We start from the raw sequence: 17,435 nt of genomic DNA, 5'->3' as shown, positions 1-17,435 counted from the left end.
TGCCTACCAACAAGGCCGAGCGAGAAGTTATACAAGCCCAGCCTATTCCCTGTCAACACACAATATTTGCCTAATGATGACTGACAGTTTCTTGTTCATCAACAGTTTTTTCACTCGCAGGCAAGGTTTCTGCTGTTTTTGGTGAAGGAATGTACTCTAGAGCAATATCCAGCACTTCATCAATCCATCTTACTGGAATAACCTCAATATCAGCTTTGATATTGTCTGGTATCTCTTTTAAATCGCGAGCATTTTCATGAGGAATAATCACTGTTTTTATGCCCCCCCTGTGAGCCGCCAGAAGCTTCTCTTTTAACCCACCAATAGGTAACACCTCGCCGCGTAAGGTAATCTCCCCTGTCATAGCCACAGACGCTTTAACAGGCACCTTAGTTAGAACAGAAACGATAGCAGTACACATCGCTACGCCAGCACTTGGACCATCTTTGGGTGTCGCGCCTTCGGGTACATGCAAATGCAAGTCGGTTTTTTCATGGAAATCTTCATCGATACCCAAACCAACGGCTCGGCTTCTTACCACCGTGAGTGCCGCTTGAATGGATTCTTGCATAACATCACCAAGCGAACCCGTTTTGACATGACGGCCTTTACCAACCACACCAGCCGCTTCTATGGTTAATAATTCACCACCCACTGACGTCCAAGCCAAACCAGTTACCTGACCAATTTGGTTCTTTTCCTCGGCTTTACCATAACTAAATTTATGCACACCCGAGAAATCTTCTAGATTTTCGGCAGACACCTCCACCACCTTGGCGTCTTTTTTGGCGCTCAATGCTTGTTTTTTCACCACTCGACGACAAATTTTACTCAATTCACGCTCTAAGCCACGCACACCTGCTTCTTTAGTGTAATAGCGGATAACGTCCATAAGAGCGTCATCAGTGACACTGATTTCGCTATCTTTCAAGCCCGCCAACTTAACTTGCTTAGGCAGTAAATAACGCTTGGCAATATTCAGTTTTTCGTCTTCTGTGTAGCCTGGAATACGAATAACTTCCATACGATCCAACAGTGGGCCGGGAATATTCATACTGTTTGATGTACAAATAAACATCACATCAGACAAATCAAAATCGACTTCAAGGTAATGATCGTTGAACGTATGATTTTGTTCAGGATCCAACACTTCCAACAACGCCGATGCTGGATCGCCACGCTGATCCATACCCATTTTGTCTATTTCATCGAGCAAAAAGAGTGGGTTTTTCACCTTCACTTTGGCCAATTTTTGCAACAATTTACCAGGCATGGAACCAATGTAAGTCCGACGATGACCACGAATTTCTGCTTCATCGCGCACACCACCTAGAGCCATACGAACATATTGGCGGTTTACCGCTTTGGCAATGGATTGCCCTAATGAGGTTTTACCAACACCCGGTGGCCCAACCAAACACAAAACCGGCCCTTTGACTTTTTTCACGCGCTGCTGAACAGCAAGGAATTCTAAAATACGTTCTTTCACATCTTGAAGGCCGTAGTGGTCTTGATTTAAGACTTTTTCAGCGTACGCCAAGTCGTTACGGACTTTACTGCGTTTTTTCCAAGGCAAAGACGTCAGCCAATCAATGTAGCCGCGAACAACAGCTGCTTCGGCCGACATAGGCGACATCATGCGTAGCTTTTTAAGTTCGCCCTCTGCTTTTTCTTTTGCCTCGTCAGACATACCAACTTCAGCAATCTTTTCTTGAAGCTGATCTAGCTCGTTACTGCCGTCTTCCATATCGCCCAGCTCTTTCTGAATGGCTTTCATTTGCTCATTCAAATAGTACTCGCGCTGACTTTTTTCCATCTGCTTTTTAACACGGCTGCGGATGTTTTTCTCAAGATGAGCAATATCCAACTCACCTTCCATCAAGCCGATCAAATATTCACCACGACCCGTTAGCGAATCAATTTCGAGGACTTTTTGCTTATCTTCAAGCTTGAGACTCATGTGACCTGTGATGTTGTCGATCAATTTCGCCAAGTCATCAATGGATTTTAAAGAGGCAACCACCTCAGCAGGAATACGCTTGCTACCGGCCACATATTCATCTAGCTGCTTCAACAACGCATTGCGAATAACCCCATGACCGGCTTTGTCTTCCTCTAGGAACTCGAGCTCGACAATACGCCCTAGAGAAAAATTATCCGCTTCCTCGATTTTCTCGAGTCGAGCTCGCTTATGCCCTTCTACCAATACCTTTACTGTACCATCAGGAAGCCTTAACAACTGCATGACCTTGGCTGTCGTACCTATATTGTAAAGGTCTTTTAACGCTGGATCGTCTTTAGAAGCGTCTTGCTGTGCGACCAAAAAAACGTATTTATCATTTTCCATTGCTGACTCAAGAGCGGCGATGGATTTAGCACGACCAACAAACAACGGCAGCACCATATGGGGATACACAACCACATCACGCAGTGGCAACATTGGAAGGAGCAAAGAATCTGTCATATTTTTTTCCAATTCGGGCGCATAAACATAAGCGCACTTTTATATTTAAAGCATTGTTAGGAAAGAGATAGGGGCGAAGCAACAAAATACAAGCTCAGCAACGAAAAAGGCCGAATTTAAGCGATTAAACTTAAACTCGGCCTTTTCACTTTCTTCTCAGCAAGAAGAAAGTTAAGCGTTTTCCGCAGACTCTTCTTTTTCAAGCACCATAAGTGGTTTGGACTCACCACGAATTGAACTGCCATCCATAACAACTTTTACTACATCGTTACGCGTTGGTAATTCGTACATGCAATCAAGTAAAGAGGACTCCAAAATACTACGTAAACCACGAGCACCCGTTTTACGCTCAAGAGCAAGTTTAGCAGCCTCTTTCAGAGATTCAGGTGTAAACTCTAACTCAACCCCTTCTAACTCAAACAAATGCTGATATTGTTTAACGAGTGCATTTTTAGGCTCGCTCAAGATGGTCATCAAGGCTTCTTCGTCCAGCTCAGACAGTGTCGCCACAACAGGCAAACGTCCGACAAATTCTGGAATCAAACCAAATTTAACCAAATCTTCTGTTTCAACACGGTGCACAGCTTCAGAAAAAGATTTACCTTCATCTTTGCTTTTCACCATTGCAGAGAAACCAATACTGCTTTTTTCTGTTCTATCACTGATCACTCGCTCAAGACCCGCGAATGCACCACCACAGATAAATAGTATATTTGAAGTGTCTACTTGCAAAAACTCTTGCTGAGGATGCTTACGACCGCCTTGAGGTGGAACAGAAGCAACCGTACCTTCAATCAATTTAAGCAAGGCTTGTTGAACACCTTCACCAGACACATCACGAGTAATTGATGGATTATCTGACTTTCTAGAAATCTTATCGATTTCGTCAATGTAAACGATACCACGCTGAGCTTTGTCTACATCATAATCGCAATTCTGCAATAATTTTTGAATGATGTTTTCAACGTCTTCACCCACATAACCGGCTTCCGTCAATGTGGTCGCATCAGCAATGGTAAAAGGCACATCTAGTACACGAGCCAAGGTTTGTGCAAGCAAGGTTTTGCCGCTACCAGTTGGACCAATCAGCAAGATGTTACTTTTGCCCAGTTCAATCGTAGTGTCGGTTTTACCTTGATGACGCAAACGCTTGTAGTGATTATAAACAGCAACCGCAAGAACACGTTTGGCTCGATCTTGACCAATGACATAGTCATCCAGTGCTGCACTCAACTTAGCTGGAGTTGGCAACTCGTCAGAGGCATCGCCTTCTTCGGTAATTTGCGACAACTCTTGCGTAATAATGTTATTGCATAAGTCAACACATTCGTTACAGATATAAACAGAAGGCCCTGCAATCAGTTTTTTTACTTCGTCTTGGCTCTTTCCACAAAAAGAGCAATACAATAGCCGATCAGAATTATCGCCACGGCTAAACTTATCATCCGACATCTATTCACCCTTTTTTAAACGGTTCTTTTCAACAAAATCTCATCGATCAAACCGTATTCTTTTGCGGTTTCAGGATTCATGAAGTTATCACGATCCGTATCAATGGCCACTTGCTCAATAGGCTTACCAGTGTGAAAAGAAATAATTTCATTAAGCTTATGTTTAATACTTAAGATCTCACGTGTGTGGATCTCAATATCTGACGCCTGCCCTTGATAACCACCTAATGGTTGGTGAATCATCACTCGAGAGTTAGGCAAACAGAAACGCTTACCGTCAGCACCCGCCGTTAATAACAAAGCTCCCATGCTCGCCGCTTGGCCAATACACATGGTACTTACATCCGGCTTAATAAACTGCATGGTGTCATAAATAGACATACCAGCAGTAACAGAGCCACCTGGAGAATTAATGTACAGGTGGATATCTTTATCTGGGTTTTCTGACTCTAAAAACAGCAACTGAGCCACAACCAGGTTAGCCATGTGATCTTCAACCTGACCAACTAAAAAGATCACTCGCTCCTTGAGCAAGCGCGAGTAAATATCAAATGACCTTTCACCACGAGCTGTCTGCTCAATAACCATTGGGACAAGACCGTTACTCGTGATAGCAACTGGACCGGTAGTAGGGTTCATTAAATTCATATCGCATTCCTTAAAACAAAAAAGTCGACATAGCAAAGCTATGTCGACCTTATTAAAGAGATAAGACTCGTCTTATGCTTCTTCCCCAGCCTCTTCAGCTTGGGCATTTGGCTTGATAGCGTCTTCATAACCCAATGTTACTTCAGTAACTTGAGCTGATTCTAGCAGTTTATCAACAACTTGCTCTTCAAGTACAGCAGATTGAACTTGTGCTAGCTGTTCTTTATTTTTCAAGTAGAAGTCAACAACTTGCTGAGGCTCTTGGTAAGCTTGAGCCATGTCTTCTAGGAAAGCACGAACACGATCGTCGTCCACTTTCATATCGTTTTGCTTGATTACTTCAGAAATCAACAAGCCAAGTTTAGCGCGTTTTTTCGCTTCTTCTAGGAACAATTCAGCAGGCAGTTGAGACGCATCAAAACCTTCACCACCAAACTGCTGAGCAGCTTGTTTACGTAGTGCATCAACTTCTTGATCAGCAAGGGCAGCAGGTACTTCAACTTCGTTGATAGAAGACAAACCTTCAAACAAAGCATTTTTCAGCTTAGATTTAACCGCTTGGTTCAATTCACGATCCATGTTTTTACGTACTTCAGCACGAAGAGCATCGATAGTTGCTTCTTCTAGACCGAATTTTTCAACGAAAGCATCGTTCAGTTCAGGAAGAATTTGCTCAGCGACTTCAGACACAGTGATTTTGAAAGTCGCTTCTTTGCCTTTCAAATTTTCTGCTTGGTAGTCTTCTGGGAAAGTAACCGTAATAGTGCGTTCTTCACCTGCTTTAGCGCCAACGATGCCAGTTTCAAAACCTGGGATCATGGTGTTAGAACCAAGAACCAGTTTATGACCTTCTGCTGCGCCGCCTTCAAAGGCTTCGTCGCCAAGGTAACCAACAAAATCGATAGTAACTTGGTCGCCATCTGCAGATTCGCGCTCTACCGCTGTCCACTCTGCATTCTGCTTACGTAACGTTTCCAACATTGTATCAACATCAGCATCGGTTACTTCAGACAATACGCGTTCAACTTTGATCGCTGAGTTGTCGGCTAGAGTCACTTCTGGGTAAACTTCAACTTTTACAACGAACTCAAGGTCTGCACCTTCAGTGATGTTTTTTGGCTCAATAGATGGCATGCCAGCAGGCTGAATAGACTCTTGCTGGATCGCTTCAACATACGCATCACGCATCATTTGCTCGACCGTATCTAAACGAATGCCTTGACCGTAACGTTTTTTGATCACGCTAACTGGCACTTTGCCTTTACGGAAGCCGTCGATTTGTGCTTTTTTCGCTGTTTTTGCCACTTCAGAATTTACTTTTTCGTCAACACGAGCAGCTGGGATACTGATGGTAAGAACGCGCTCAATTGAAGACGTTGTCTCTACAGAAACTTGCATAAAACTTCCTCTCGGGAACTTGCTTAAATTTGTTGGTTATCTCACAGTGAGTAAGATATTCATGTAAAAAAAGCCAACAAAACCTAAATAACAGTTTAATTAAAGTAATGGACTGAAATGGTGCTCCGTACTGGATTCGAACCAGTGACCTACCGCTTAGAAGGCGGTTGCTCTATCCAACTGAGCTAACGGAACTGAGCTCATTACATTTCATGTGGTGGGCTATTATAGGGACGGAATATTAATCGTCAACCAATAGACATAAAAAAGCCCAGCAAAACTGGGCTAAAATGACTATTTGTAACTAAGGAACCGAGAATAGTAAATATTCACTATGCCGCAGCACAAATATCACAAAAGGAACGAGACGAATAATACTGCTTCGAGGAGGTCAAGACAAGCAAATGCGCCAAAAAGATTCACATTGCACCGTATTTGTGCAATGTGCACAAACGTAAGTTTTCAAGAATATCAGCCGCCTATGGTATTCTTTATGTTCACCAAATAGAGACCGCCTTTCATGCAAGATCGCCTTATTTTCGCCCTTCTACTCATCAAGCGGTATGGGGGATTGACTGCCACAAGGTTTCAACATAGTAATTTATCGCAAAGAGCGGCTCAGCTGACTTTGTCTAGCCTGCTCGCCGCCGTACCCATTATCACTATTATTGTTGGAATACTGAGCTTCACCCCTGCTTTAGAAGACATGCAAACCCAACTCTTTCAACTGATTGAACAGCACCTAGCGCCAGGTTCCAGCGACATAATGCTGCCCTATTTAATGACCTTTTCGTCACAAGCCAAAAACCTACCCGTCGCCGGCTTGGTGGCGCTGTTTTTAACCGCACTTTTATTGCTAAACAGTTTTGAAGGCAGTGTTCAATCTATATGGGGCATTAAAAATGCACGTAAGATTCGTGAAAGACTATTGACGTATTGGGCTATTTTGACTTTAGGGCCTATTTTGTTTGCCGCCTCTTTGAGCCTTTACGGCACGCTTATCTCTATGCAAATTTACGACACGCAAACCAGCTCATGGATAAACAACCTATTGGAGCTAGGCACGGTCGCTTTGTATTTTTTAATGTTGCTGACACTGAATTTTTTAACCCCTAATGCCGATGTTTCACTCAAATGGGCGTCAATCTCAGCTTTGGTCGGCAGTGTTGCACTTTATGTGCTAAACACTATTTTTAGTTCGTTTGCGCAGTTTTTTACCAGCTACCAGGTGGTCTATGGCGCCTTCGCAGCCATCCCTATTTTTCTGGTTTGGTTACAAAGCTCATGGCTGATTGTACTCAGCTCCATTTGTCTGTGCGCCACGCTCCACAATATAAATACTTAGCATCCGGTCAGGATTAATGTAAAATCGCAAAAATTTTTTAATAGGGCTTATCATGACGAACACAATCGACGAACTAAACAAAATTTTAGAGGAAGCGGATTGCTTAGTCGACGAAGCAACCATCAACGCGACCCTCGATAACATTGCTGCACAAATCACCGCCGATCTGTCCGATAAATTACCTTTGGTTTTGTGCGTTATGAATGGTGGCTTGATCCCGACTGCGGCCTTAATTGAGCGCCTTAAATTTCCGCTGGAAGTAGATTATATTCACGCAACACGATACGGCATGGAAACCGAAGGCTCATCTTTGAACTGGTTAAGCTACCCACAAACTAGCCTTAAAGACAGACACGTACTTGTCATCGACGATATCTTTGACCAAGGCCACACGCTTCAAGCAATTATAGGGTGGCTGGAACAACAAGAAACTCGTAGCGTTCGCACCGCGACCATCATCAATAAGCTGCATGATCGTAAAACCGATATGACACCGGATTATGTTGGAACAGACGTCGCGGACAGATTTTTATTTGGTTACGGTATGGACTACAAGGGCTACTTTAGAAACCTTAAAGGTATTTACGCCATTAAGGGCAGCTAGGCTTTCTCTAAAATAAATCACCCAAACAAAAATGCCCGCTAGACTGTTTCAGCGTAGCGGGCATTGTTTTTCATACTGATATTAGAACACGCGATTAAAACCATTTAATGCGGCAACGCGATAAGCCTCTGCCATCGTTGGGTAGTTAAATGTTGTATTCAAGAAATATTTCAACGTATTTTGTTCGCCTGGCTGCTTCATGATCGCTTGACCTATGTGCACAATCTCAGACGCTTGGTCACCAAAACAATGGATACCTAATATCTCGAGCGTTTCACGATGAAAAAGTAGTTTAAGCATACCAACAGCTTCACCAGTTATCTGTGCGCGTGCTGTATGCTTAAAGAACGCACGACCAACTTCATAAGGCACTTTTTCAGCCGTCAACTCGGCCTCTGTTTTACCTACCGAGCTAATTTCAGGAATAGTGTAAATACCAGTGGGTACTTCACTGATGAACTCGCTATTTTCTAAACCAAACATGTTACCTGCCGCAGCACGACCTTGGTCATAAGCGGCACTGGCAAGGCTTGGCCAACCGATAACATCACCTGCTGCGTATACATTTTCCGTTTGTGTTTGGTAAGTATCATTCACCGCTAGCTGACCACGGCCATTCGCTTCTAGATTAATAGCTTCTAGACCGAGATTATCCGTGTTTCCAGAACGGCCGTTACAGAACAACAAGGCATCAGCGCGCAACTTTTTACCAGAGGCCATGTGCATCACAACACCACGATCTGTTGTTTCTACAGATTCATAGGTTTCATTGTGACGAATGAGGACACCACCATCACGTAAATGGTAACTAAGGGCGTCAGTGATTTCATCATCCAAAAAGCTCAATAACTTCTTCGCCGGATTGATAAGCTCAACACGCACGCCCAAACCACAGAAGATCGACGCATATTCACAGCCGATAACGCCGGCACCGTAAATAATCAATGAACGAGGTGTGTGACTCAAACTCAAAATAGTGTCAGAGCAATAAATACGAGGATGAGAGAAATCAATATTGGCAGGGCGATAAGGACGTGAGCCGGTCGCAATCACCACTTTTTTTGCAACTAACAACTCTGGACCTTTTTCGTAGGTATTCACTTCTATGGTGTTGGCATCTTTAAACTTACCGCGACCAAAATATATGTCAATACGATTGCGCGCGTAATATTCCGTTCGTCCCATTACCTGCTGATCAATAACTCGGTTAGCGCGATCTAACACTTTAGGAAATGAGAACCAACGTGGTTCACCGATATCACGAAACATCGGATTGGTATTAAACACAATGATTTCTTTCACAGCGTGACGCAACGCTTTGGATGGAATTGTGCCTAGATGTGTACAGCTACCACCGACCTGAGAGCTGGCTTCAACAACTGCTACTTTCTTGCCGGCCTTTACTGCACTCATTGCAGCGCCTTCCCCAGCAGGTCCTGTGCCTAAAACCACCACATCATAATGTCTTGTTGTCATAATACCCTCTTACCATCCTATTATTTAGTTGCGTCGTAATACGTACTATCTGAGACTTTCGCTAAAGCACCTTTTTTGGTTTCTTCATCACATTTGCCTTTGTCGCCACCGCAAATATCACAGGCAACCTCCATCCCTAAAGAGCTCATACCGCCACAAGAACCAGAGATGGGCTTTCTGCCCATAAGAACACCCACAGCCATAGCGGCAACCAATAACAACATAAGGGCAAATGCCAAAACAACGGTTAACATAAGACTCTCCTACAAATTAAAAACAAGTTTAAGAAATTATTTCAAATAAGGCTTGAACGCATCCGAAGGGCGCTCTTCAAAGCCAAAGTCTGTTTTTACCAGCATGTAAGCGGCAACGCCGTTTTCTTGGGCGAACTTAAAGCCTTTATCTGGGCCTAATACGGTAATCGCCGTGGCCAAGCCATCAGCCATGGTGGCAGTTTTATCGACCACAGTAACAGAAACCAAACGGTGCGTGATAGGTCGTCCCGTGATTGGATTGATAGTGTGAGAGTAACGCACACCATTTTTCTCAAAATAATTTCGATAATCACCCGAGGTTGCGACAGCGATGTTGGTCACATCTATGACTCTCTCGGCAATATCATGACCACCGGCAGGACTTTCTATGGCAATTCGCCAAGGGATACCGTCAGATTTCATTCCTTTAGAGACAATCTCACCACCGACTTCAACAAGATAACTACTAATGCCTTTGTTTTGAAGTACCTGCGCCACAGCATCTACGCCGTAACCTTTGGCAATGGAAGACAAATCCACATAAACATCTTTTTGTTTGGCTAGCTGACGCCCGTCTAGCGTCAAATATTTGTAACCAACGCGCTCTTTCGCTTCATCTATTTCAACTTGAGACGGCACCTTATCATCACGTTTACCAGGGCCAAAACCCCATAAATTCACTAATGGACCAATGGTAACATCGTACTCACCACCACTCATTTCACTGATCAATAAGGCCTTATCGACAACATAAGTAAGCTCTTCGCTTACCGTTGTGGATGCCCCTGCCGGCATGGCATTAAACAATGAAAGTTCCGAGTTTGAATCATAGGTGGACATTAATGCGTTCACTTTGACTAAAACGGCATCTACGTCGTCTTTTAAGTCACGAGAACTGGTCACGTTTTCCGTAGTGAAAAACTTAACCGTATAAGTTGTGCCCATAGTAGGGCCGGAAAAACTGACTAATTCTGGAGTAAAAACAGATACGCGGTACACCACCGCAATAACAACAAGTAAAAAAGCAGAAAACAGTATTTTTTTACGCATATAACATCTTTTTAGTTGCCAATAAAAATAAAGACCCACCTTAGGGTGGGTCTTTATTTAGGTGCTAGCCGCCGAAATCATCCAACAGGATGTTTTCTTTTTCTACACCAAGATCTTCTAACATTTTGATCACAGACGCGTTCATCATTGGAGGTCCACACATGTAGAACTCACAATCTTCTGGAGCTGGATGATCTTTCAAATAGCTATCATACAAAACGTTGTGTATGAACCCTGTTTTGCCTTCCCAGTTATCCTCTGGTTGAGGATCTGACAACGCCAAGTGCCATTCGAAGTTTTCATTTTCTTCTTGTAACTTATCGTACTCTTCAGAGTAGAAAGCTTCACGGACGCTACGTGCACCGTACCAGAAAGAAATTTTACGTTTCGAATTCAAACGCTTCAGCTGATCGAAAATGTGCGAGCGCATTGGTGCCATACCAGCACCACCACCCACAAAGACCATTTCAGCATCAGTGTCTTTCGCAAAGAACTCACCGAAAGGCCCGTATACTTTGATCTTATCGCCTGGTTTCAAACTAAATACATAAGAAGACATCTGACCCGGTGGTAAATCGTCTTTACCTGGAGGTGGAGAAGCAATACGGATATTGAACTTCACGATGCCTTTTTCTTCTGGGTAGTTCGCCATTGAGTAAGCACGAATTACGGTTTCATCAACTTTAGAAACAAATTTCCAAAGATTGAATTTGTCCCAATCGCCACGGTACTCTTCTTCGATATCAAAGTCTTTGTAGTGAACCGTATGAGCGGGCGCTTCAAGCTGAACGTAACCACCTGCGCGAAAATCTACGTTTTCGCCTTCTGGCAATTTCAACGTCAGTTCCTTGATGAAGGTCGCTAAGTTAGGGTTTGACTCAACCGTACAATCCCATGCTTTTACACCAAACACTTCTTCAGGTACTTCTACGTCCATGTCCTGTTTCACAGAAACCTGACAAGACAAACGATACCCTTCTTTTTCATCGCGACGTGTAAAGTGAGACTGCTCAGTAGACAGCATAGAACCACCGCCACTTGTTACTTTACATTTACACTGTGCACATGTACCACCACCGCCGCACGCCGATGATAGAAAAATACCACTGTTTGCCAAAGTTTGAAGCAACTTACCACCAGCAGGCGCAGTTACTTCTTTTTCACCATTGATGCGAATTGTAACGTCCCCAGTGCTTACCAAGCGTGCACGAGCAGCAAGGATAATTGCCACTAACGCAAGCACGATAGCTGTGAACATCACCACACCTAGAATAATTTCTAAGTTGACCATGTTAGTTACACCTTATTCTTGGTTGTCTAACAGTGCCGCTTATTAAAGCTGCACACCTGAAAATGACATGAAACCTAAACTCATTAGACCAACAGTGATGAACGTGATGCCAAGACCACGTAGACCAGCAGGAACATCTGAATATTTTAGTTTCTCTCGAATACCAGCAAGCGCTGCAATAGCTAACGCCCAACCAACACCCGCACCTACACCGTAAACAAGACTTTCACTGAAGTTGTAGTCACGCTCTACCATGAACAAAGACGCACCCATGATGGCACAGTTCACTGTGATTAGTGGCAAAAACACGCCCAAAGCGTTATACAGCGCAGGCATGTATTTATCTAACGTCATTTCGAGTATCTGCACCACAGCGGCAATAACACCGATATAGCTCAACAGACCCAAAAAGCTAAGATCAACCCCTGGTAAACCGGCCCATTCAAGTGCGCCGTCAGCCAATAAATTTTTGTACAACAAGTTGTTAAGTGGAACCGTAATCGCCAACACAACAACAACCGCAATACCCAAACCAATAGCTGTTTCTACTTTCTTAGACAATGCCAAGAAAGTACACATACCAAGGAAGAATGCCAACGCCATGTTTTCAACAAAAACAGCCTTAACAAATAGACTAATTAAATGTTCCATTTATAGCGCCTCCTGAGAACGAGAATTCGCTGCAATCTTAAAGTCAGGCTCTTCTACTTGCTCTTTCTTATAAGAACGTAGCGCCCAAATTACCAAGCCAATCACGAAGAAGGCACTTGGTGGCAGCAACATCAAACCGTTTGGCTGATACCAGCCACCATTTTGAACCGTTGCCAAGATTTCAACACCGAACAGTTTACCTGCACCAAGTAATTCACGGAAGAAGGCAACAATGATCAACATTGCACTGTAGCCCAAGCCATTACCGATACCATCGACAAAGCTCATAGCCGGTCCATTTTTCATCGCGAACGCTTCGGCACGACCCATTACGATACAGTTCGTAATGATCAAACCGACAAACACAGAAAGCTGTTTACTGATTTCAAACGCAAAAGCTTTCAGAATTTGGTCCACCACGATAACCAAGGACGCAATGATGATCATCTGAACAATGATTCGAATGCTGTTTGGAATGTGGTTACGAATAATCGCGATGAAGAAGTTTGAAAACGCCGTTACTAGGGTCAAGGCAATCGCCATAACCAAACTAACTTTCAAACTACTGGTTACCGCCAATGCAGAACAAATACCTAAGATCTGTAAAGCGATTGGGTTATTCGCAAGAATCGGCCCAAAGAGAACTTTTTTCACATCAGACATTATTGAGCTCCTTCACTACGAAGTTTTGTCAAGAAAGGCGCAAAACCTTCTTTACCCAACCAGTATTGAACAAGGTTAGTCACACCACGGCTGGTCAAGGTTGCACCAGACAAACCATCAACCTTGTGCATCGCTTGAGGATCAGAACTGTCGACGCCCGCTTTGGCAAGACGAATAACCGCCTCACCTTGGTCGTCATAAACTTCTTTACCATTCCACAGGGCTTTCCAGTTTGGATTGTCGACTTCGCCACCAAGCCCAGGTGTTTCACCTTGGGCGTAGAAACCAAAACCAATAACGGTGTTAAAATCATTTTTCAGTGCCATAAAACCATACATAGTTGACCAAAGTCCGTAACCATGAACAGGAAGAATGATTCTGTCGATTTCACCTTCAGACTTAACCAAGTATACAGATGAATAATCTACACGACGCTTAATGCTCGCTGGATCATTTTCACCGCTCAACGCTTGAGATAACTGAGGGTCTTTAGATGCCGCTGTTTGATCATAAGTTGCCGGATTGATACCTGCTTCGTTTAATTCAGCGTCTGTTGCAAAAGCCCCAGTTTCCAAATTAACGATGCGTGTCTCAACCGTTGCAAAAATCTCATCAACGGTTTTGCCAGGTTCTAGCATACCGGCCGCAGATAAGATGTTACGTTTACGGTCTAAGTCTTTGTTGGAGTTCTGAATAGGCTTAAGGCCCACCGCTGCCGCTGCAACGAAGATAGAACAAACCAAACATAAGGATAGAGCAACTATGATTGTCTTTTGAATGCTATCGTTACTACTAGACATTACGAGCTACCCTCCGCTTAATGTTTGCCTGAACCACAAAGTGGTCAATAAATGGCGAGAACAAGTTTGCAAACAGAATAGCCAACATCATACCCTCTGGGTAAGCTGGGTTAACAACACGAATAAGCACAACCATCAAACCGATCAAAGCACCATAGAACCATTTGCCACGATTTGTCATGGACGCAGACACTGGATCAGTGGCCATGTACATCATACCGAAAGCAAAACCACCTAAAACTAGGTGCCAGTACCATGGAGTTGAAAACATAGGGTTAGTATCTGAACCAATCACGTTAAACAGTGATGACGTTAACACCATACCCAACATAACACCGGCAACAATGCGCCACGCCGCTATTCTCATAATCAGTAGTACAGAACCACCAATTAAAATAGCTAATGTGGATGTTTCACCCATAGACCCTTGAATGAAGCCGAAGAATGCATCCGACCAAACAACACTCAAACCGGCTACGCCATCAGCCGCTAATTGGCTTAATGCTGTTGCCCCAGAGAAGCCGTCAACCGCTGTCCATACTGCATCACCCGACATAGACGCTGGATAAGCGAAGAACAAGAAGGCACGACCCGCAAGAGCAGGGTTAAGGAAGTTTTTGCCCGTACCACCAAACACTTCTTTCGCCAATACCACACCGAAGGTAATACCCAAAGCGACTTGCCATAACGGCACAGTAGCAGGCAAAGACAAAGAGAAAAGAATGGAGGTAACAAAGAAGCCTTCGTTGATCTCGTGCTTACGCACAGAAGAAAACAAGACTTCCCAGAAACCACCAACAAGGAAGGTCGTTAGATAAACAGGCAAAAAGTACATTGCGCCGTAAATCATGTTGTCCCACACACTGTTGACATTATAACTAGTCAAACTACCAATAATGGAATGGCGCCAAGTGTCTGCAGCCTCAACACCCATCACATCCATGGCACTATTGGCTTGCAAGCCAATGTTATACATACCAAAGAACATTGCAGGGAAGGTACACATCCACACTAAGATCATAATACGTTTCATATCAACCGCATCACGAACATGGGAACCATTTTTAGTAACAGAACTTGGACGGTAGAAAATGGTGTCTACCGCTTCAAAAAGTGCATACCACTTTTCGTATTTACCACCTGAGTGGAACTCAGGCTCCATTTTATCGAGTACTTTTCTAAGCCCCATGAATTAACCCTCTTTCTCTATTAGAGTTAGGCAATCCCGAAGGATCGGGCCATATTCGAACTTACCTGAGCAGCTGTAAGTACACAAAGCCAAATCTTCATCGTCTAACTCAAGTGCACCTAGTTTTTGAGCTTGCTCTGTATCGTTCACTACTAACGCACGTAGCAATTGAGTTGGCAAAATATCCATTGGCACAAGGCGTTCAAAGTTTCCAAGTGGCAACATAGTACGATCACTACCATTTGTGGTAGTGGTCATATCAAATGACTTTTTGCCTGTCAGTTTTGAGAAAAACACGTTCATGATCGAGTGTTTTTCCACACCAGCACGAAGGTAATGCATCATTTGACGCTCACGACCTTCTTCTAGTACAGATACCTGATTATGATAACGGCCTAAGTAAGCAAATGGACCTTGCGCATTTCGACCAGACAACACTGAACCAGATATCACGCGATTTTCAGCTTGTGCTACTTCACCTGACAACAACCCATCCAAGCTTGCGCCTACTTGCGTACGAACAAGGCGTGGCTTCTTAACTTGAGGACCAGCAATCGAGACAACACGCTCTGTGCTCAACTCGCCAGTAACAAACAATTTACCAAATGCCACAACATCCTGGTAATTTACTGACCAAACTGTTTTCTTGTCGCTAACTGGATCAAGGAAATGGATGTGCGTACCAGCAAGACCAGCAGGGTGAACACCAGAAAACTCTTCAACCGACACATCAGAAGTTGTTGGGATCTTAGCCCCAGGTGCCTTACAAACAAATACTTTACCTTTCGTCAGACGGGTTAATACCGTCAGACCATCGGCGAAGGCTTCCGCTTGATCAGCCAAAACCACTTCAGGCGAAGCCGCTAAAGGATTCGTGTCCATTGCCGTCACGAAAATAGAGCTTGGCTCTGAAGCAATTTCAGGGACTTTTGAAAATGGACGCGTACGAAAGGCCGTCCACAATCCAGATTCCACTAGATTCTCAACGACTTTTGCACGATCCAAAGATTTTAACTCAGAACCAGAATACGCCGCGAATTTTTCACAATCATTGCCTTCAACTTGAATAACAAGAGATTGAAAAACACGTCTTTCGCCACGATTGATCGCTTTGATGGTTCCAGCAGCAGGCGCGGTGTATTTTACACCTTCGGTTTTCTTATCTGTAAAGATAACCTGCCCTTTTTTAACTTTATCTCCCTCCTGAACCAACATGGTCGGTTTCATGCCATGGTAGTCAGGACCGATCAAAGCGACAGTTTTAACCGCTGCTGCTTTATCGATAACTTGATTGGGAGCACCTGAGATCGGAAGATCTAGGCCTTTTGTAATTTTATACATATGTCTGCCCAACAATAAATTGAACACAAAAAGCGTAATGCGCTTTGCTCATACCCCCCTCCGGGAAAACATGCACAAGCGGACAAACCTTAAAGGTTATGTAAACGCAAACTCACTTCACCAAAAAACCGGAGTATTATAAAGGTCATTTCCCCCCTTGACCAGCGTACGAGGTCGTCTTTAATCGCCAACTTTTCTTTAAATCCAATTGTTTGTGTTGATTACTGACATAACCTCCTTTAATTGACTGACTTTTGACAAATTACTTGCACAACAAACAATCGGCTATTAAAACAAACCCATAAAGTTGAATTAAAACCCTAGCAATCAATCCAAAACTAAGCCCCAATGCGTATTCACTGAGTTGCCATACCAGGCCGAAAACGACACAATATCGCCTTACTTCTAGTAAGCTTAATAATGGAAGCTACGTTATGATCAATCCTGAAGCTCAAATTCATATAAAAAACTTACGCTTACGAACGTACATCGGATTTAATGAATCTGAAAAACAAAACAAACAAGACGTCATCATCAATGCTTGGATTCAGTACCCGGCGTCCCAAGCGTTCGATACCGACGACGTAGAAAACGCGGTAAATTATCGTACTATTTGCAAAGAAATGATCGCTCACACAGAAAACAACCGTTTTTTGTTGCTCGAAAAAATGACGGCCGACTTACTAGCGTTATGCATGACCTCAAAGCATGTTACCTTTGCTAAAATAGAAGTTTCTAAGCCACACGCTTTACGCTTTGCCGATTCCGTGTCCTTAACATTGTCTGCTACTAGAGAAACCTAAAACCAAC

The 17,435-nt window shown here is 43.6% G+C and carries 16 protein-coding genes and 1 tRNA gene; 3 read left to right on the top strand and 14 right to left on the bottom strand.

What is annotated here, in order from left to right:
- Window positions 1-70 precede the first annotated feature (70 nt).
- The 5 genes from lon to J9B83_RS09560 all read right to left on the bottom strand — a co-directional run bounded on the left by lon (window position 71) and on the right by J9B83_RS09560 (window position 6,156).
- Window positions 71-2,464: an endopeptidase La gene (gene lon, locus J9B83_RS09580; protein ID WP_211536537.1), complete on the bottom strand. Its 2,394-nt coding sequence runs from the start codon at window positions 2,462-2,464 to the stop codon at window positions 71-73.
- Window positions 2,465-2,635: 171 nt separating this feature from the next.
- Window positions 2,636-3,916 (bottom strand): ATP-dependent protease ATP-binding subunit ClpX, encoded by a 1,281-nt coding sequence (gene clpX, locus J9B83_RS09575; protein WP_211536536.1) that lies wholly within the window; start codon window positions 3,914-3,916, stop codon window positions 2,636-2,638.
- A gap of 14 nt (window positions 3,917-3,930) precedes the next feature.
- Window positions 3,931-4,563, bottom strand: coding sequence for an ATP-dependent Clp endopeptidase proteolytic subunit ClpP (clpP, locus tag J9B83_RS09570; RefSeq protein WP_211536535.1), 633 nt, complete (start codon window positions 4,561-4,563; stop codon window positions 3,931-3,933).
- A 72-nt stretch (window positions 4,564-4,635) separates the two neighbouring features.
- The gene (gene tig / locus J9B83_RS09565) at window positions 4,636-5,961 is read right to left on the bottom strand and encodes a trigger factor (RefSeq protein ID WP_211536534.1); all 1,326 of its coding nucleotides are present in this window, start codon (window positions 5,959-5,961) and stop codon (window positions 4,636-4,638) included.
- Window positions 5,962-6,079: 118 nt separating this feature from the next.
- Window positions 6,080-6,156 (bottom strand) — tRNA-Arg (locus tag J9B83_RS09560).
- Window positions 6,157-6,481: 325 nt separating this feature from the next.
- Here J9B83_RS09560 and J9B83_RS09555 point away from each other — a divergent pair.
- On the top strand, window positions 6,482-7,306 hold the full coding sequence (locus J9B83_RS09555) for a YihY family inner membrane protein (RefSeq protein WP_211536533.1): 825 nt from the start codon (window positions 6,482-6,484) through the stop codon (window positions 7,304-7,306).
- 52 nt (window positions 7,307-7,358) lie between these two features.
- Window positions 7,359-7,910: a hypoxanthine-guanine phosphoribosyltransferase gene (locus tag J9B83_RS09550; protein ID WP_211536532.1), complete on the top strand. Its 552-nt coding sequence runs from the start codon at window positions 7,359-7,361 to the stop codon at window positions 7,908-7,910.
- 81 nt (window positions 7,911-7,991) lie between these two features.
- Here J9B83_RS09550 and sthA read toward each other — a convergent pair whose 3' ends face one another.
- The 9 genes from sthA to J9B83_RS09505 all read right to left on the bottom strand — a co-directional run bounded on the left by sthA (window position 7,992) and on the right by J9B83_RS09505 (window position 16,625).
- Window positions 7,992-9,386: a Si-specific NAD(P)(+) transhydrogenase gene (gene sthA, locus J9B83_RS09545; RefSeq protein ID WP_211536531.1), complete on the bottom strand. Its 1,395-nt coding sequence runs from the start codon at window positions 9,384-9,386 to the stop codon at window positions 7,992-7,994.
- Window positions 9,387-9,406: 20 nt separating this feature from the next.
- Window positions 9,407-9,640, bottom strand: coding sequence for a (Na+)-NQR maturation NqrM (gene nqrM / locus J9B83_RS09540; RefSeq protein ID WP_211536530.1), 234 nt, complete (start codon window positions 9,638-9,640; stop codon window positions 9,407-9,409).
- A gap of 36 nt (window positions 9,641-9,676) precedes the next feature.
- Entirely contained in the window at window positions 9,677-10,690 is a 1,014-nt protein-coding gene (locus tag J9B83_RS09535; RefSeq protein WP_211536529.1) for an FAD:protein FMN transferase, read from the bottom strand.
- Window positions 10,691-10,754: 64 nt separating this feature from the next.
- Window positions 10,755-11,981 (bottom strand): NADH:ubiquinone reductase (Na(+)-transporting) subunit F, encoded by a 1,227-nt coding sequence (gene nqrF, locus J9B83_RS09530; protein ID WP_211536528.1) that lies wholly within the window; start codon window positions 11,979-11,981, stop codon window positions 10,755-10,757.
- A 42-nt stretch (window positions 11,982-12,023) separates the two neighbouring features.
- Window positions 12,024-12,632: an NADH:ubiquinone reductase (Na(+)-transporting) subunit E gene (gene nqrE, locus J9B83_RS09525; protein WP_211536527.1), complete on the bottom strand. Its 609-nt coding sequence runs from the start codon at window positions 12,630-12,632 to the stop codon at window positions 12,024-12,026.
- On the bottom strand, window positions 12,633-13,295 hold the full coding sequence (locus J9B83_RS09520) for an NADH:ubiquinone reductase (Na(+)-transporting) subunit D (protein WP_211536526.1): 663 nt from the start codon (window positions 13,293-13,295) through the stop codon (window positions 12,633-12,635).
- Window positions 13,295-14,095, bottom strand: coding sequence for a Na(+)-translocating NADH-quinone reductase subunit C (locus J9B83_RS09515; protein WP_211536525.1), 801 nt, complete (start codon window positions 14,093-14,095; stop codon window positions 13,295-13,297). Before J9B83_RS09515 ends, J9B83_RS09520 begins: the two co-directional genes overlap by 1 nt.
- Window positions 14,088-15,284, bottom strand: a complete 1,197-nt coding sequence (locus J9B83_RS09510; RefSeq protein WP_211536524.1) for an NADH:ubiquinone reductase (Na(+)-transporting) subunit B — start codon at window positions 15,282-15,284, stop codon at window positions 14,088-14,090. Before J9B83_RS09510 ends, J9B83_RS09515 begins: the two co-directional genes overlap by 8 nt.
- Window positions 15,285-15,287: 3 nt before the next feature.
- Complete coding sequence (locus J9B83_RS09505; protein ID WP_211536523.1) at window positions 15,288-16,625, bottom strand: Na(+)-translocating NADH-quinone reductase subunit A; 1,338 nt, start codon at window positions 16,623-16,625, stop codon at window positions 15,288-15,290.
- Between the two features lie 434 nt (window positions 16,626-17,059).
- Here J9B83_RS09505 and folX point away from each other — a divergent pair, with 434 nt between their 5' ends.
- On the top strand, window positions 17,060-17,428 hold the full coding sequence (gene folX, locus J9B83_RS09500; RefSeq protein ID WP_211536522.1) for a dihydroneopterin triphosphate 2'-epimerase: 369 nt from the start codon (window positions 17,060-17,062) through the stop codon (window positions 17,426-17,428).
- Window positions 17,429-17,435: the final 7 nt, after the last annotated feature.

This window comes from Marinomonas vulgaris (assembly GCF_018145875.1).
In the GTDB taxonomy this organism is placed as follows: Bacteria; Pseudomonadota; Gammaproteobacteria; order Pseudomonadales; family Marinomonadaceae; genus Marinomonas; species Marinomonas vulgaris.
The sequence above is the reverse complement of the archived record's forward strand: the minus strand, read 5'-3'. Positions and strand labels throughout refer to the sequence as shown.

Bases quoted from the DNA above. Each gene is read 5' to 3' on its own strand.
- nqrE (WP_211536527.1), bottom strand. From the start codon at position 12,632: ATGGAACATTTAATTAGTCTATTTGTTAAGGCTGTTTTTGTTGAAAAC.
- J9B83_RS09520 (WP_211536526.1), bottom strand. From the start codon at position 13,295: ATGTCTGATGTGAAAAAAGTTCTCTTTGGGCCGATTCTTGCGAATAAC.
- clpX (WP_211536536.1), bottom strand. From the start codon at position 3,916: ATGTCGGATGATAAGTTTAGCCGTGGCGATAATTCTGATCGGCTATTG.
- folX (WP_211536522.1), top strand. From the start codon at position 17,060: ATGATCAATCCTGAAGCTCAAATTCATATAAAAAACTTACGCTTACGA.
- J9B83_RS09510 (WP_211536524.1), bottom strand. From the start codon at position 15,284: ATGGGGCTTAGAAAAGTACTCGATAAAATGGAGCCTGAGTTCCACTCA.
- clpP (WP_211536535.1), bottom strand. From the start codon at position 4,563: ATGAATTTAATGAACCCTACTACCGGTCCAGTTGCTATCACGAGTAAC.
- J9B83_RS09515 (WP_211536525.1), bottom strand. From the start codon at position 14,095: ATGTCTAGTAGTAACGATAGCATTCAAAAGACAATCATAGTTGCTCTA.
- lon (WP_211536537.1), bottom strand. From the start codon at position 2,464: ATGACAGATTCTTTGCTCCTTCCAATGTTGCCACTGCGTGATGTGGTT.
- tig (WP_211536534.1), bottom strand. From the start codon at position 5,961: ATGCAAGTTTCTGTAGAGACAACGTCTTCAATTGAGCGCGTTCTTACC.
- sthA (WP_211536531.1), bottom strand. From the start codon at position 9,386: ATGACAACAAGACATTATGATGTGGTGGTTTTAGGCACAGGACCTGCT.
- J9B83_RS09550 (WP_211536532.1), top strand. From the start codon at position 7,359: ATGACGAACACAATCGACGAACTAAACAAAATTTTAGAGGAAGCGGAT.
- nqrM (WP_211536530.1), bottom strand. From the start codon at position 9,640: ATGTTAACCGTTGTTTTGGCATTTGCCCTTATGTTGTTATTGGTTGCC.
- J9B83_RS09555 (WP_211536533.1), top strand. From the start codon at position 6,482: ATGCAAGATCGCCTTATTTTCGCCCTTCTACTCATCAAGCGGTATGGG.
- J9B83_RS09505 (WP_211536523.1), bottom strand. From the start codon at position 16,625: ATGTATAAAATTACAAAAGGCCTAGATCTTCCGATCTCAGGTGCTCCC.
- J9B83_RS09535 (WP_211536529.1), bottom strand. From the start codon at position 10,690: ATGCGTAAAAAAATACTGTTTTCTGCTTTTTTACTTGTTGTTATTGCG.
- nqrF (WP_211536528.1), bottom strand. From the start codon at position 11,981: ATGGTCAACTTAGAAATTATTCTAGGTGTGGTGATGTTCACAGCTATC.